This is a genomic window from Peribacillus sp. N1 (genome assembly GCF_054600815.1).
The window spans coordinates 187184-203049 of sequence record NZ_BAAHZO010000005.1; the positions used below are offsets into that span (position 1 = coordinate 187184).

The 15866-nt window shown below is 42.0% G+C and carries 13 protein-coding genes; 5 read left to right on the plus strand and 8 right to left on the minus strand.

Features of this window, described 5'->3' with window-relative positions:
- Positions 1-34: 34 nt before the first annotated feature.
- Positions 35-502, minus strand: coding sequence for an Lrp/AsnC family transcriptional regulator (locus tag ACYP5M_RS19420; RefSeq protein ID WP_034314805.1), 468 nt, complete (start codon positions 500-502; stop codon positions 35-37).
- 173 nt (positions 503-675) lie between these two features.
- On the opposite strand from ACYP5M_RS19420, the gene hisC reads away from it, so the two are divergent.
- Positions 676-1788 carry a histidinol-phosphate transaminase gene (gene hisC, locus ACYP5M_RS19425; protein ID WP_459735408.1) on the plus strand — a complete coding sequence of 371 codons (1113 nt, stop codon included), beginning with the start codon at positions 676-678 and terminating at the stop codon, positions 1786-1788.
- 90 nt (positions 1789-1878) lie between these two features.
- On the opposite strand, the gene ACYP5M_RS19430 is transcribed toward hisC, so the two are convergent.
- A complete protein-coding gene (locus tag ACYP5M_RS19430; RefSeq protein ID WP_459735409.1) occupies positions 1879-3258 on the minus strand; it encodes an amino acid permease in 1380 nt (459 codons plus the stop codon).
- A 166-nt stretch (positions 3259-3424) separates the two neighbouring features.
- Between ACYP5M_RS19430 and ACYP5M_RS19435 the strand changes: the two genes are divergently transcribed.
- The gene (locus ACYP5M_RS19435) at positions 3425-3559 is read left to right on the plus strand and encodes a hypothetical protein (RefSeq protein WP_459735410.1); all 135 of its coding nucleotides are present in this window, start codon (positions 3425-3427) and stop codon (positions 3557-3559) included.
- Positions 3560-3622: 63 nt separating this feature from the next.
- On the opposite strand, the gene lpdA is transcribed toward ACYP5M_RS19435, so the two are convergent.
- From lpdA to iadA, 5 genes are all read right to left on the minus strand, one after another.
- The gene (gene lpdA, locus ACYP5M_RS19440) at positions 3623-5047 is read right to left on the minus strand and encodes a dihydrolipoyl dehydrogenase (protein WP_459735411.1); all 1425 of its coding nucleotides are present in this window, start codon (positions 5045-5047) and stop codon (positions 3623-3625) included.
- Positions 5048-6328, minus strand: coding sequence for a dihydrolipoamide acetyltransferase family protein (locus tag ACYP5M_RS19445; RefSeq protein WP_377446789.1), 1281 nt, complete (start codon positions 6326-6328; stop codon positions 5048-5050).
- A gap of 30 nt (positions 6329-6358) precedes the next feature.
- The gene (locus ACYP5M_RS19450) at positions 6359-7342 is read right to left on the minus strand and encodes an alpha-ketoacid dehydrogenase subunit beta (RefSeq protein WP_377446786.1); all 984 of its coding nucleotides are present in this window, start codon (positions 7340-7342) and stop codon (positions 6359-6361) included.
- Positions 7342-8454: a pyruvate dehydrogenase (acetyl-transferring) E1 component subunit alpha gene (gene pdhA, locus ACYP5M_RS19455; protein WP_459735412.1), complete on the minus strand. Its 1113-nt coding sequence runs from the start codon at positions 8452-8454 to the stop codon at positions 7342-7344. Before pdhA ends, ACYP5M_RS19450 begins: the two co-directional genes overlap by 1 nt.
- 860 nt (positions 8455-9314) lie before the next feature.
- Entirely contained in the window at positions 9315-10490 is a 1176-nt protein-coding gene (gene iadA / locus ACYP5M_RS19460; RefSeq protein ID WP_101224235.1) for a beta-aspartyl-peptidase, read from the minus strand.
- Positions 10491-10684: 194 nt separating this feature from the next.
- On the opposite strand from iadA, the gene ACYP5M_RS19465 reads away from it, so the two are divergent.
- Positions 10685-10993, plus strand: coding sequence for a hypothetical protein (locus ACYP5M_RS19465; protein ID WP_098372549.1), 309 nt, complete (start codon positions 10685-10687; stop codon positions 10991-10993).
- Between the two features lie 570 nt (positions 10994-11563).
- Here the strand turns inward: ACYP5M_RS19465 and ACYP5M_RS19470 are convergent.
- Positions 11564-13597 (minus strand): transglycosylase domain-containing protein, encoded by a 2034-nt coding sequence (locus tag ACYP5M_RS19470; RefSeq protein ID WP_260356857.1) that lies wholly within the window; start codon positions 13595-13597, stop codon positions 11564-11566.
- Positions 13598-13889: 292 nt separating this feature from the next.
- Between ACYP5M_RS19470 and ACYP5M_RS19475 the strand changes: the two genes are divergently transcribed.
- Positions 13890-14414, plus strand: a complete 525-nt coding sequence (locus ACYP5M_RS19475) for a universal stress protein (RefSeq protein WP_402941123.1) — start codon at positions 13890-13892, stop codon at positions 14412-14414.
- A 410-nt stretch (positions 14415-14824) separates the two neighbouring features.
- Positions 14825-15712 (plus strand): cation diffusion facilitator family transporter, encoded by an 888-nt coding sequence (locus ACYP5M_RS19480; protein WP_402941120.1) that lies wholly within the window; start codon positions 14825-14827, stop codon positions 15710-15712.
- Positions 15713-15866 lie beyond the last annotated feature (154 nt).

A 15866-nucleotide genomic window follows, 5' to 3' on the forward strand; every position in this document is an offset into this window, starting at 1 on the left:
CAAACCCATTTACAAGGATCGGTTGAAATTCCGCCTAGGATTTCGCACCATGATCCTCCATTTCATTGATCCTAGGAAGGATGGAGCGGGAAGGTACCGGGGATGTCAAAACCACGGATGTATTCAGATGTCCATAGGGTATTAATCGATCTATCAGTAATCTCATGCTGTCCATATCAGCCAAAGCCGCTTTCAAGAAATATCCAACGGTTCCTGTTACACGATGGCACTCGATAATGTCTAAATCATTTTTCACCAATTGCTCAAAATCGGAAACTGGAACCTTAAGTTCACTCACCTGAATGAACACAAGTACACCTCTTCCTATTGCCAGAGGTGAAACCCTTGCGCTGAACCCCTCAATGATCCCCTTTTCTTGCAGGCGATACATTCTTTCAGAGATGCTAGGTCGACTGAGAGCCAATTTCTTCGATAGTTCACTAATCGTAATGCGTCCATCCTTTTGTAAAAGTTCCAGTAAACTGACATCTATTTCATCCATGAAGCAACCGCCTTTCATAATGAAGGAATATAAGCTTATATTTCTTTAAAATGTTGTATGGATAGTGAAAAATACATTCTTTTTTGTATGTAATTTTATCAGTTAATATTCTATCATTAAAATAATCCAATAGAAAAAGAAAATTCAGAATTTACCAAAGGGAGGAACCTGCATTGACCTTTACGAAAATCCCGGTTCGACAAAACATCGAAAGCATTAGCCCATATGTTTCCGGCAAGCCAATTGAAGAAGTGCAACGTGAACTTGGTCTTGAAACGATCGTTAAAATGGCATCCAATGAGAATCCATTCGGTTGCTCAACTCTAGCAAAGGAAGCCATGATTACCGAAATGGAGCAAACCTCCTTTTATCCTGAAGGTATGGCACCTGCATTAGCTGAAAAGTTGGCAAGGAAATTGAATATCAATAAAGATCATATCATTTTAGGCAATGGATCTGATGAAGTGATTCGTTTGTTAACACGAACCTATATCCAACAAAATGATGAGGTCATCATGGCTGATGTGACATTTCCACGATATGAAACGAATGTATTGATTGACGGCGGCACACCAGTAAAGATACCTCTTATTAATGGTGTACATGACCTGAAGGGGATGTATGATGCCATAACAGAAAAAACAAGAATGATATTTGTCTGTAACCCCAATAATCCGACAGGAACGATCGTTCAAAAAGAAAAGTTACGCTCTTTTATCGAGAAGGTGCCGAAACATATTTTACTGATCGTTGATGAAGCATACTATGAATATGTCGATGATACAGAATATTTAGAAACCTTGCCGCTTTTAAATATGCATTCAAATCTGGTCATCTTACGCACTTTTTCAAAGATTTATGGACTGGCTGCATTAAGGATTGGATACGGTTTAATGGATGCTTCCATCATACAAGAGCTAGTTAAAGTGAAGGAACCCTTCAATACCAATCGTTTAGCACAGGCTGCGGCATTCGCTTCCCTCGACGACCATCCATTTGTTGAGGAATGTGTTCGTAAGAATGGGGAAGGAAGAAGATATTTAGAAAACGAACTAAGCAAGATGGGATTAACATTCTTCCCTTCACATGCCAACTTCCTGATGGTTAAATTGAATCAGCCTGGCAGGGACATTTTTGAGAAGTTATTAATTCAAGGTGTCATCATCCGTTCCGGTCATTTGCTAGGCTATGAAAATACTATCCGCGTGACCATCGGCACTCCACTTGAAAACGAGAGGTTCATATCCTCCTTACAACATATAATCAATGAAACGTCAGGTACATGAACGATCGAAATGAAGTTGCAGTATATCGATGATTATTAATGAAAGATAAGACATGGACGCCTTTGCCCATGTCTTATCTTTTCCGTGAATTTATTTAGCAATATCCTTTTCTATTACCGTTGTTTCCTGTTCATCCCCACTTTTAAATTTAAAAATGGAAATCGAGATTAATGAAGCCAATACAATCAGGCAAGCAATGATACTGATCCGATTCTGTTCATTGAACACGAACGTTACACAAATGATGCTTAAGGTGATTACGGCAAACAAGGTTACATATGGAAATCCCCACAATTTAAAACTCGGGGCTTTGGGATATGAATTGCGAAGTTTTAGCTGCGCTAAACAGATGCTGATCCATACAAGTGATACTACAAAACCTGGAAACGCCATTAATAAAGTAAATGCCTTGTCCTGTGCAACGAAAGTAACCATGGAGCCGACGACCAATACAAAAGCACTTAATATCAAACTGTACATGGGAACACCATTTTTTGATACATAAGAGAACGACTTGGGAGCTTCCCCTTCTGCAGCCAAAGAATGTAGCATACGGGTACACCCATATATTCCAGAGTTAGCGGCAGATAAGACGGCCGTAATCAAAATGAAATTCATGATATGTGCAGATCCCGGAAAACCGGACATTGACAAAACTTGTACAAACGGACTTGCCTGGTCGCTAATTTCGTTCCAAGGAATCAAACCGCAGATTACAAGTATCGGTAAGGTGAAGAATAATACGACTCTCCAAATATAGTTTTTAATGACCTTCGGTAAAATGCGTTCCGCATCCTTTGCTTCGGTTACTGTCACCCCTATTAACTCGGAACCGCCATAAGAGAACATGACGATCAGTAATGCCGAAAAGATGGACATCCACCCATTTGGGAAAAACCCTCCATGCCCGGTGAAGTTTTGTAGATAATTAGATCCGCCGCTTGGGATGACTCCAAATAAAATACAGGCTCCCAATATGATGAATACGATTATCATTGTAATTTTAATGCCAGCAAACCAAAATTCGAATTCACCATAATTTTTGACATTCATCATGTTAATCCCAATAATGAAAGCTGCACACCCTAAACTTAATATCCATAACGGGATTGCCGGGAGCCAATACTGCAAGAAGCTTCCTGCCACCACTACCTCAATGACACAAACGGACAGCCACATGAAACAATACATCCAGCCTACGATGAAGGAAAAGCGCTTACCGAAAGCTTTCTGAACGAAGCCTTTCATATTCGTATTTGGATAGACAATTGCCATTTCCGCTATAGCACCCATGACTACAAGCAGTAATAATCCTGCAAAAATATAAGTGAATATGACTCCTGGCCCTGCTAACGATATGGTTTCGGCACTTCCTTTAAAAATCCCAGTACCTATTGCCCCTCCCATTGCCATCATGCTAATATGCCGCGGCAATAATTTCTTTTGCAATGACCCACCATTTGACTCCATTACATTTGCCTCCTTCATTCCATAATTTTTTCGTATAAATTAAACCCATTTCAATCGTTGAATGGCGAATAGATATGTTATCTCATCAACAGTTATGGTTTAGGAGTGGAAGGATCCAAGCCTTATTGAAAACTCTATACTTCCCCAAAGTAAAAATGATATCAATATGCCGATGGTTTTACAAGAGGGAATCATTGCAGGCAATACGGACCCTGTTTGGTCAAACGCCGGGAAAGATTTTCGAAATGGAGTGAATTTACTGATAGGCTTGCCTTTCGGGGACCAATTATCAGGTCATTGACTCCATTAAGATATAATATTCTAATCGGGGACTACATTGGTAATCCCCATTACTTACCTTTTCCTATTTATTTACGATGTGAATTGCATGTCCCAAAACTGCCTCAGCCGCTTCCAACCACCCTTCGGTCAAAGTTGGATGGGGATGCATGCTGAGGGCTATATCTTCGACCCGAGCCGCCAGCTCAAGGGCAAGGACCCCTTCACCTATAAGGTTGGAAGCATCAGCACCTACCATATGCATTCCGAGCAATATATGGCTTTTGGCATCCACGATCACTTCTGCAAATCCCTCCGTTTCATTCGTTGCAAGCGCCCTTCCGTTGGCACTGAACGGAAATTTGCCAACCTTGACGCTGTATCCCTGTTGTTCAGCTTCTTCACGGCTTAAACCAACACCAGCTATTTGTGGTTCCGAGAAGATTACATAGGGAACATAAGGCGAGTCAACGGCACTTGGCAGCCCCGCTATCACTTCAGCTGCCACGATTCCCTGTTTGGACGCTCGATGGGCAAGAGCCGGACCAGGCGTAGTATCACCGATGGCAAAGATGTGCGGTACATTTGTACGGCATTCCATATCCACTGCTATATGGCCTTTTTCACCAACCGTCACTCCAGCCCGATTCAGGCCAATTTCTTCAGTGTTAGGAATCCTGCCAATTGTAACCAGGGTCTTTTCGCTCACGACCGCTTCCGTCCCAGGTTCTTCCGAGGAAACAAGAAGATGGACTTGACCATCAACTACACTCGCTTTCTCTACCCTAGAGGATGTTTTGATATTGATCCCAAGCTTCTTGGCATTCCGGGTGACTTCCTTTACAAGGTTTTCAGCAACGTGGGGGAGTATGCGATTGTCCATCTCAATGATGGTCACTTTAGTACCTAGCTTTGCAAATGCCATACCCAGCTCGATTCCGATATATCCTCCGCCAATGATCGACAAGCTTGCTGGAACTTCCTTCAGCTGCAAAGATGATGTTGAATCCAATATATATTCTCCATCGACTTTAATGAAGGATGGAATGAAGGGCCTGGACCCCGTCGCAATAATTGCCTGTTCAAACTTGTAGGTTTCAAAATCGCCATCGGTTTCAACTCCAATGCGGTCATCAGATAAAAAAGTTGCTTGGCCTTTAACCACCGTCACTCCGTTTTCCTTACACAAATGGGCAATACCTTGCCCCAACTGGGATGTGATGCCCGCTTTCCAATCCTGCCAAACTCCCAAGTCCATAGTGGTTCCTTCCTGAGGTAGCCGGATTCCCATTTTCCCTAAATCGTTAAGCCCATGATATAGATCAGCTGCGTGAATCAATGCTTTTGAAGGTATACAGCCCCGATTAAGGCAAACCCCGCCCAGCTTATCCTTTTCAACCAGCACGACCGATTTTCCTAACTGGCCGAGACGGATAGCCGCAGCATATCCTCCCGGACCTCCTCCCATGATGATAACATCCGTCTCAACAGCAACTTCCCCTACTACCATTTATCTCATCTCCACAACTAAACGAATTGGATTTTCCAGCAATTCCTTGATTTTATTGGTAAATTGCACCGCTGTTACCCCATCAATCAAACGATGATCGAAAGAAAGAGACATATTCATCATTAACCGGATAACACCTTCCAAATCGCGAACGACCATGCGATGTTCCATTTTATGTAAAGCTAATATGGCCGCTTCCGGATAGTTAATGATCGGGGTAGCGTGCATCCCTCCTATCGGTCCTACATTGCTGATGGTAAATGTACTGCCTGTGATTTGTTCAATACTCAACTTTCCTTCACGGGCTTGAGCTGCCAGTTGCCTAATTTCATCAGCCAGTTGGAAAATGGTTTTTTGATCGGCATGTTTGATCACTGGAACAATAAGACCCTCGTTTGTATTCGTCGCAATTCCAATATGATAATAATTTTTCAGGATGATTTCATTGGTTCTTTCATCAATTGAAGCGTTTAATGTTTTGAACTCCTTTAAGGCGATGACAATGGCTTTAACGAAAAATGGCAAGAAAGTCAATTTAATATCCTTATCATCTGAGTACTCCTTTAATTGATTTTTAAATTCCTTCAATCGGTCCATTTCCAATTCATCTACATGGGTTACATGAGGAATGGTCGAAACAGACTTTACCATATGTTCAGCGATTTTTTTACGAATGCCCTTAAGCGGGATCCGTTCTTCCCACTCATTTTCCACTCCTTTTGCCTGGATGGCATCCTTCATCGGGGCCATCTCTTGAACAATCTTGTCATCATGCTGATTGGCATTTCCCCGTGTAATCGAGTTATTTTCTTTAAACTGCTTTAAGTCACTTTCGGTAATTCGCCCAGCCGGACCGGAGCCTTTAACCTTCTCGATATCAACCTTCATTTCCCTCGCCATTTGACGCACGAATGGCGTTGCCAACGCACGCACTGCCTCATAATGCGGTTTAGTCGTAATATGCTCTGCATTTACTTTTACATCATCAGATCGCACGACTTGAATTTCTTCTTCAATCATGCCTGTATCCGGAGCTGGCATATCGTTATCTTGCTGAATTGTGAATATAGTGGTTCCCACTTCCACGATATCCCCTTCGGAAAAAAATATTTTCCTGACCACTCCCGCTGCGGGAGCCGTCAATTCCGCATTGACTTTATCCGTTTGCACTTCAACAATGGGTTGGTCCTGTTTTACCGCATCCCCTTCTTTGATGAGCCATTGGATAATTTCCCCTTCATGCATCCCTTCCCCTACATCAGGAAGTTTAAATTCCAACATGCGACTTCCTCCTTCTCCCTTAATCATCAATTAAAATGATATCGTTTCGACTATACCTTGTTTTACACGGTCAACAGTCGGTAAATAATGATCTTCAATTGTAAAAGGTGGAACCGGTACATCAAATCCTGTTACACGCTTAATCGGCGCTTTCAGGTAAATAAGAGCTTCATCATTAATGATGGAGATAATCTCCGCACCTAATCCGGCAGTCTTATGGGCTTCATGGACGATTAATGCACGACCTGTCTTTTTAATGGATTGCACGATCGTATCCCTATCTAAAGGGTATAATGTTCGAAGATCGACCACTTCACACTTCCAGCCTTTTTCTGCTTCAATCTTTTTTGCGGCATTCATTGCTTCTCTTAACATGGCCCCCCATGCATAAATGGTCAGGTCGCTTCCCTCCTGGACCACTTTTGCTTGACCGATTGGTATTCGGTACATTTCATCGGGAACTTCTTCCTTGAAAGCCCGATACAATTTAGTCGGTTCCAAAAAAATCACCGGATCAGGATCTTCGAGCGCAGAAATGAGCAGCCCTTTTGCGTCATATGGATTACTGGGTGCAACCACCTTTAAACCCGGGGTATGGGCAAAGAAGGTTTCAACACTTTCGGAATGAAGTTCGGGGCCCCTTATTCCGGCACCATATGGAGTACGGATTAAAAGGGGCACCCCAAATTGCCCACGGGTACGATACCTCATACGGGCAGCATGGGAAACGAGTTGTTCGAATCCCGGATAAATAAAGGCGAGAAACTGTATCTCTACTATGGGCAGCATTCCGTTAAGGGCTAAACCAATGGCAGAGCCGATGATTCCGGATTCAGCTAATGGCGTATCAACGACTCGATCTTTTCCATACTTCTCATAAAGTCCTTCCGTCGATCGAAAAACCCCGCCATTCACCCCAATATCCTCACCCATGATCATCACGCGATCATCATGACCCAGCATTTGGTCCATCGCTTCCGTAATAGCCTGGAGCATCGTTAAATTTTTGCCCATTATTTCTTCCCGCCTTTCCTTAAGATTTGGTTCAATTCCTGCTTCTGTTCCTTTAAATGCCATGACTCCTCGGCATATACATGGTTAAACATTTCGAGCGGGTCGGATTTTGGATACCCTTCAGCTTTTTGAAGGTGAGCATCAATCAGTTCGTTGAATTGTTTTAACGCCAATTCCTCCTGCTCTTCATTCCAGTGACCCTCTTTAATCAAATACTTTCTAAGACGTGTAATGGGATCCCGGTTTTCCCTCCAGAACGTTGAAATTTCGTCCTGATCGCGATATATGTTCGGATTGTCAGCAGTAGTATGGGCGCCATAACGAAAGGTAATGGCTTCGATTAATGTAGGTCCTTCCCCTTTAAGCGCTCTTTCGACAGCCTGCTTTACAGTCAGCCATACTGCGAAAATATCATTTCCATCCACTCGCACCCCATGGATGTCATAAGCGGCAGCCCGCTGGGATATTGTTTTGGACGCCGATTGCTTTTCAAAAGGGACACTGATCGCGTAGCCATTATTTTGGCAGAAAAAGATTGTTGGGGTTTTATAAACGCCAGCAAAATTCAGCGCCTCATGAAAGTCCCCTTCAGAAGTTGCTCCATCACCAAAATAAGCAATGCTAACATTCTTTTCTCCTCTAATCTTACTTGCCCAAGCCGTTCCAACGGCATGAACCATTTGAGTGGCAATTGGAACACTTGGTGGCAATATCCTTTTTCCTTCTGGACAAATTGAGCCATCAAAATGCGCCATCCAGTAGAGGAAAACACGGTATAATTCCTGCCCATGAATGATTGCCGCTCCATGATCACGGTATGTGGGAAACATCCAATCTCCTGCCGACAACGCTAAAGCGCTTCCTACCTGGGATGCTTCCTGTCCTTCGAAAGGTGCATAAGTTCCAATCCTGCCTTGGCGCTGTAGATTAATTGATTTTCGGTCAAATGTTCTGAGCAGGAGCATGCTCTCATACATCTTTAACATTAGTGATTTATCGATTTTTCCATCAATCGTTTCAATGATTTCCCCATCAGGAGTCAATACACGAAATATTTCCGGCTCAACTTCATTTGAATACGCTTTCATTATTGGGTTTCCCGTCTTTTCCATTTCATTTCTCCCCTTAAGATAGATTTGTTTCGCAAACTTACCAAGGTTTTGAACAGTCATGAAATAACAGCCCAAAATATATTTATTGGTCTTTATGTCTGTGATTAAATGCTGTTTCATAAACTACATTTCCTTATATAAAAGGATAATACATCCATGTTTTTAATAATATGTTAAATAGAATGAATTTTTCACAGTTTACCTTTATTTAGAATATGTTTTCTGATACCTTACCTTCATTTTGAAAATGAGAACATTCAATGGGTAAATTTCATTTATTACCTACAAATTGTGATATGCTTGATTTATTCACGACCTCACCCAAAAAGTATCCAGCACAAAAAAAGACCCATTATATAATTAAGGGTCTTAGACTGTATACAAACTCCAAGGAAAAATCCAGTTGCATACGTTTTTTTCTAATGGAATATTCCAGTTGATTTCTGAAATCCAATGAGGATTATAGTAAAAACATGAAGGATAATCGAGTTTACTTTTTTAATCTTGGTTCAGGTCGAGAAATCCGAAACTCCTTTTGTCAAAAAAAAATTGATAGAGCCGCCAGACTCTAGACGAATTGGAGAAGGGCCAGTTTCCATACAATATTTCTTAAAAAAGAAGTTCCAGTTGATTGGAGCGGGTGTTCGAGACTCCTGCGGGAAAAAGCGCGTCGAGAGAGACCCCGCAGGCGAGCGCCGAGAAGGATCCCGGACCGCCCGTGGTAAGTGAGTGCCTGGAGTGGAAATCATTACACATTCCCTCTTTCAGAAATCCGAAATTAGATCAATGTTACCCCTTTTTGCAATTCAGGATAAATGGGGTAGAACTCGCACCGAAATAGCACCAAAAATTAGAAAGATCTATTTTTCAAATGTTCCTTTCACGACTGCTTCACCATCCTTGACCATGATTTGCCCCATCGCGATAACACTATTTATTTCTAAAGTTTGTTTCTTCATTATGATGATATCGGCGTCCTTACCTACCGCAAGCTGACCCTTTGCAGAAAGTTTTAAAATGTTTGCCGGGTTTGCCGTCGCAACTCGTATGGCATCGGCAATTGTCACTCCATCCTCGAGGACCGCATCGACAACACAATCATATAAGGACATGCATGTACCAATGTTCAAACCCCGCAGGTTGCCGCTTCCATCGAAGTCAGGCAGGCTGGCTTGTCCATCTGAAGTTATGGTAATCTGCCCGATTTCAACCCCTTCTTCCAGTGCCCTTTTTATTGCTGTACTTGCTTTGACCTCCCCTTCTTCAAGGAACTTCTCGATCGTACTTGTCGTAAAATCGATATACCCCCCTTTTTTTGCATATTCCACCCCTGCATTGAATAAATGCGGATTTCGGTTTATATGTGTAGGATAGAACTGAGTAATCGGTATTTCCGTTGTCTCGACAACTTCCTCAATTACATGCAAATGATCTAGACTGTCTCCGACATGAATGTTGACGATACCGCATTTCCCGGACAGCAGACCTCCATTACGCGCCTGAGAGGCCAGTTTAGCCAGCTCAGCTGCAGTCGGCTGCGAAGAACGATGATCGGCAATGGCTATCTCGCCAACACCGATAATTTTATCGACAAGAATCAAATCATCTTCGATCTTACCTGTTAACGTCTTGACTGGAACTTGATAGGAACCAGTCTGAACGAAGCAGCTAATTCCCTCTTCTTCAAGCGCTCTCGCTTTAGCAAGCAGTGCGGGCATCGTCCTTGTCGTTCCATCTGTTCCGATGACCCCTACCAATGTCGTTATACCCGCTAAAGTGGCATCTGTTAATTGGATTTCAGGAGTCCTCGTTTTAAAGCCGCCTTCCCCGCCTCCGCCGATAATATGTACGTGACCATCTATAAAACCCGGAGCCACGATTTGGCCATCCGCATCAATCACCTCCAATTCAACGAAATTGTCAGGTACCTCAATCTTGTCCTCGATGAATCCAATTTGCTTCCCAACCAAGAGGATATCTTTTTGGCCCATATATTCCGGACCATATAGCTCCCCATTTTTAATAAGTGTGAGCATTCTCCTTCTCCCTTCAAAAAATACAAATTTTCAAATAGGTTTCAAAATCTTTTACCCGGGTAAATATACAACATGACCAGCTAACAATTACATAAAAAAGACCAAACATACTTGTTCATTTTTTAAAAGTTGTAGCCGAATTGACATCTTGATTATGCTTTTCCAAAAGTATAAAAACAAAAGGAGCAAACGACATGAATAAAGTGATTTCTTCTGACATTAAAACAAATAAAAGATTATCCATGCGACAAATCATGAACCTATATCAAGTTACAAAAGAATTTAAAGGGAATATATATTTTATCTGCAACCATAAATTGGTCGATGCCAAGAAACTTTCGACTTTCGTATCCTTTGTGCTCATTCTTCAAGAGTGTGCAACCATGAAAGTCATCCTTGAAGGCGAGAATGTACATGCCATGCTAGAAAAAGTACAGGCTATTTGTAAAGAAAATGATGAAAGTTCATTCGGTTTCCAATCGAACCAAACCGTTAATATTTAAATGATTCCGACTACGTTATGAAGAGGGTGTATAAAAATGAGAACCATTTTAATGGTGATAGGCGCAATTGTCGTAATCGGCATTATAGCAAATCAAATTTTTTAAAATAAATGAAGAACTGTAGCCAAACGCGAGTTTGCCTGCAGTTTTTTTATTTTAAAAACGTTCCAGTTGATTTCATCCTGAGCTTTTTTGGGCGGTTCACAGATTTATTCGGCCTTACCCGCTCTTTATTCGGCCGTTCTCGGATTTATTCGATCTTACCCGTTCCTTATTCGACCCTTCTCGGATTTATTCGACCCTACCCGCTCTTTATTCTGTCCTTCACAGATTTATTCGACCTTACCCGCTCTTTATTCGACCCTTCTCGGATTTATTCGACCTTACCCGCTCTTTATTCGACCCTTCTCGGATTTATTCGACCTTACCAGCTCTTTATTCGGCCGTTCACGGATTATTCAGACTCCGGAGCCACGTATTAAATCCGCTCCCTTTCGTCGACAAACTGAGACTGTCAAATGATTGACAGTCTCAGTTTGTTAATTTTATTTAAACTCCCTTACCTGAGAATCACCATGGAACCTCCCAGTCCCTCCATTTATTCAAACCTTCCCTAATCTCATTTCCTTTATCAATCCAATATTGTCTCCTTTTGTCCTCTTCTTCCTTCTCCTGTTGCTCTGCTATAAGTGCCTGCTGTTCAGCTATTAGCGGTCCGATATCCTGAGCTTTAAAAGATTGAGCCGCTTGATTCTGTAAAGCTTGCGCCATTATTTTTTGGAAGATAAGTGCACTTCCCTGACTGCTGTGTGTCGTTAAATAATGATTTTCGTCGGTCTTATCATATCCAGCCCATACAGCACCGACCAGCGAAGGTGAATAACCGATGAACCATTGATCTTTAACCCCTGATATTCCTTCGATGGGAACTTGTGTGGAGCCTGTTTTACCTGCTATTTCATAACCTGAAACTGCGGCGTTTTTCGCTGTGCCATATTCCACTGTTCCAAGCAGCATGGCATTCATTTTATCGACGGCGCCTACTGAGGTCACTTTGGTGCTCTTCTCTTTCCAGGCGGCAACCTCTTTTCCATCGGCATTTTCTATTCTTACAATGGCATGGGTCTCCATCCGTTCCCCTTCGTTGGCAAAAGCTGAAAAGGCTCCTGCCATCTGCAGCGGGGAAACACCTTTTTTCATCCCTCCTAAAGCGATCGACAGGTTTCGATCATCCTTTTCATATGGAATTCCAAACCGCTTAAGTGAATCAAGCCCCTTATCGATGCCAATCTCATTCAATAGCCAAACCGTCGGTACATTCAAGGAATTCATCACCGCTTCATACATGGGGACTTCTCCTTTATATTCACCGCTCAGGTTTGTTGGCTCATATTCACCGAAGCTCATTTTTTCATCCTTTAAAGGGTCAGTGATATCATATCCCTCTTCAACAGCTGGCGTGTAAACGACAAGCGGTTTAATGGATGATCCAGGAGACCTTGTCAGCTGGGTGGCCCGATTATATCCCATGAATTGATGTTCACCTCTCCCGCCGACAAGTGCTTTTATGCCGCCGGTTTCAGGATCAAGGAGAACAGACCCGCTTTGAACCAGTTCTTCTGTACTCGTTCCAGCTGGAAAATTGGCTGCATTCTCATACACGGTTTCTGTAGCCTGCTGCATGGATTGGTCCAGAGTCGTGTAAATTTTATAGCCCTTTGAAAGCAGCTCCTCAAGCTTAATTCCATATTTACTTGATGCTTCCGATAAAACATGATCGACATAATAGGGATATTTACCTCTTAATGGATCGGTTTCCTTCTCCCCCATAAGAAGTGTCACCGCATCTTTTTTTGCAGCTGCTTCTTCATCTTTCGTCAAATAACCATGTTCCGCCATTCTCGAAAGAACCAAATCGCGCCGCTTTACTGCCCCATCTAAATTCTTGTATGGATCAAGTTTGGATGGCAAGTTAATGACTCCCGCCAGCAATGCGCCTTCGGCAACGGTCAATTCAGAGACCTCTTTGGAAAAATAAATATTTGCAGCCTTTTTGATTCCCCATGCCCCATGGCCAAAATAAACTTGATTCAAATACATTTCCAGAATTTCATCTTTTGTATACTGATTTTCAACTTCCTGGGCGAGAAAAAACTCTCCTATCTTCCTCTTCAGTGTTCGATCCGATTCCAGCATCGTGATTTTCACAAGTTGCTGGGTGAGCGTGCTCCCGCCTTCAACAACACTTCCAGCCTTTGCATTTTTAACCAAAGCCCGCATAATTCCTTGATAATCTATGCCGTGATGTTCATAAAAACGGTGATCCTCAATGGAAACCACCGCTTGTTTCATATGTTCCGGTATTTCATCTATCGCAACACCTTCGGATTTATTTGCCGTGATCGTACTGGCAAGATTCCCATCCAAATCATAGATCCCGGTCGGTTGCTGAAGCTTATTTTCAAGATGACTTATATCAGCACCCTGCCTGAAATACAACAGTGAACCGGCGCCTAAAACCACAATCACCAATATTATAATTAGACCTAACTTCACTAACCCTCTCATTTGTACCCCCATTTTCCCATCTGCGACATGTTTCATTAAAAATATTTTACCCTTTTTATTAAAGATAACTCGTCGATTGAATAAAAGGCCGAAGCTAGGCGCCCTTTTCATGTAGCACTATACTCGGATATCGGCACCCTTGATGATATTTCTTCATAGTCTGAGCATGACAACTTACTTAAGGACCAGATTTCATCCTACCATTTTAACTATGCTCGTATCTATCCTTTACCCGTAAATGGCAGGCTATATACAGATTAAAGGCGTGAAGCCATTTAAAAGTGGGTATAACACCTTTAAGGTCTTAAAAAGGGGAGAGATGATATTAATGAAGGACTTAAAGCATATTGTCGTCGCTTTTGATGGAAACGAAGAGAGTAAACGGGCTGTCGAATATGGAGCAACATTGAAAAAGGCCTTTCCAAAAGCCGAGTTGACCGTAGTTCATGTCCTAAATGATAAAGTTGAACAGCGTATCGTGGGAGACGCCTCTGCTCCAGGGTTCGTACCTGCTGCCGGATTTTATGTAGATCCAGTCCAGACACATCCTGTTGTTGAAGTTGATCAGCCACGAAATCAAAAGGTAAATGACACCCCTTCCGCCATCGAGAATAGTATTCAGAACGCAGAAAGTAATACGTTGAGATTGTTAAGTGAATGTCAAGTCAAGGGGAAATTCGAACTATTGGAAGGATATGCGCCAGATAGCGTATGTGACTTTGCAGCAAGAACTTCAGCTGATCTTATCGTTGTCGGAAATAGCGCTAAAAGCGGTTTGGAAAAGTTCTTCCTTGGCAGTACAAGTAGTTCCATTTTGAAAAACGCCCCCTGTTCGGTATTCATTGCAAAATGAAAGTTGAGCCGGTTCACACTAATTGTTCATACTTCGAAAAAGTCCGTTTTCTTATAGAATCCGGACTTTTTGTTGGATTTTTCAGTAATACATGTATTGTTTGTATCCAAAACCACATCCCTGCACCAGTTCGAACTGTTCACTCTCAGCCTATTTGGCTCCCCTTTGTAAGTATTTAATTTTCGATCATCGGATAGAATATTACAATTAAAGAAAATGCACATGTCATCAAAAATCGCCGTTCCCATTTTATGGCGATATTCTTTCGTTTATCCAACTTCTTTACAGACCTTCAATACACCTGCTATTAACCATGTTAGATGGCTAAATACGACAATTTTTCTATAGACTCACTAAGGTTTGATTTGGTATCTTTATTAAGCCTAATTTACATTGGGGAGGGAATGGACATGGATAAACATTCGATTTCAGCTGAAAAAGGCGCGTACATAAGCATCGCCGCTTACATATTCTTGTCTGCTCTTAAATTGTCATTCGGTTATTTTGGAGATTCCAAAGGGCTTTGGGCTGATGGTTTAAATAATACGACTGACATCATCGCTTCCATAGCCGTATTGATCGGTTTAAAAATTTCAAAGAGACCTCCCGATGATAATCATTCATATGGTCATTTACGGGCGGAAACCGTAGCCTCGTTGGTAGCTGCCTTCATCATGATCACCGTGGGCCTCCAGGTTGTATTCAGTGCCATTGAATCCTTCTTTCACCAAGATTCAACAACCGTTCCCAGTATGCTGACCGGCTATGTAGCTCTATTCTCTGCAATCTTCATGTACGGAATCTACCGTTATAACTTATCTCTAAGTAAAAAGATCAACAGCTCTTCCATCTATGCCGTCGCACAGGATAATCGATCCGATGCCCTTGTCAGTGTTGGTGCTTTCATTGGAATCATCGGCACCAAGATGGGAATCCCTTGGCTGGATGCGATAGCTGCAGCAGTCGTGGGGATCATTATCTGTAAAACAGCCTGGGATATCTTTCGTGATGCCTCCATCTCTTTAACCGATGGTTTCGACGAGCAGCTCCTGCAAAAGATCGGAAAAACCATTATATTGACAGAAGGTGTTAAAGAAATGAGTGAAATTAAAGCCCGGATGCACGGAAGTGAAATCCTGCTCGAAACTACCGTTCACGTTAACCCCCTTTTGACCGTCATTCAAGGTCATGATATTACGGTTAAAATCGAAGAGAATCTTTTGAAGGAATATAATATTCAGCATGTGATCGTTCATATCGAACCATATGCATTTCATAAAAAAGGTAACCGTCATTAACTTTACGGATACCTTTTTTTGTTATTAATTCCTGTAATTACTGTAATAAAACTGTGTCAAAAAAAGGTATTTATTGATTGATTGCCGAATATTTATCCAATTGACACATGTTAAAAGAACAGTAATCTGTTATCATGAAAACAACATGTAATTA

Excerpts from the sequence above, each read along its gene's own strand:
- ACYP5M_RS19450 (WP_377446786.1), bottom strand. The coding sequence starts at position 7,342 with ATGGGCAAAAATTTAACGATGCTCCAGGCTATTACGGAAGCGATGGAC.
- ACYP5M_RS19435 (WP_459735410.1), top strand. The coding sequence starts at position 3,425 with ATGCCGATGGTTTTACAAGAGGGAATCATTGCAGGCAATACGGACCCT.
- iadA (WP_101224235.1), bottom strand. The coding sequence starts at position 10,490 with ATGCTCACACTTATTAAAAATGGGGAGCTATATGGTCCGGAATATATG.
- pdhA (WP_459735412.1), bottom strand. The coding sequence starts at position 8,454 with ATGGAAAAGACGGGAAACCCAATAATGAAAGCGTATTCAAATGAAGTT.
- ACYP5M_RS19430 (WP_459735409.1), bottom strand. The coding sequence starts at position 3,258 with ATGGAGTCAAATGGTGGGTCATTGCAAAAGAAATTATTGCCGCGGCAT.
- ACYP5M_RS19470 (WP_260356857.1), bottom strand. The coding sequence starts at position 13,597 with ATGAAACATGTCGCAGATGGGAAAATGGGGGTACAAATGAGAGGGTTA.
- ACYP5M_RS19475 (WP_402941123.1), top strand. The coding sequence starts at position 13,890 with ATGAAGGACTTAAAGCATATTGTCGTCGCTTTTGATGGAAACGAAGAG.
- lpdA (WP_459735411.1), bottom strand. The coding sequence starts at position 5,047 with ATGGTAGTAGGGGAAGTTGCTGTTGAGACGGATGTTATCATCATGGGA.
- ACYP5M_RS19465 (WP_098372549.1), top strand. The coding sequence starts at position 10,685 with ATGAATAAAGTGATTTCTTCTGACATTAAAACAAATAAAAGATTATCC.
- ACYP5M_RS19480 (WP_402941120.1), top strand. The coding sequence starts at position 14,825 with ATGGATAAACATTCGATTTCAGCTGAAAAAGGCGCGTACATAAGCATC.
- ACYP5M_RS19420 (WP_034314805.1), bottom strand. The coding sequence starts at position 502 with ATGGATGAAATAGATGTCAGTTTACTGGAACTTTTACAAAAGGATGGA.
- ACYP5M_RS19445 (WP_377446789.1), bottom strand. The coding sequence starts at position 6,328 with ATGTTGGAATTTAAACTTCCTGATGTAGGGGAAGGGATGCATGAAGGG.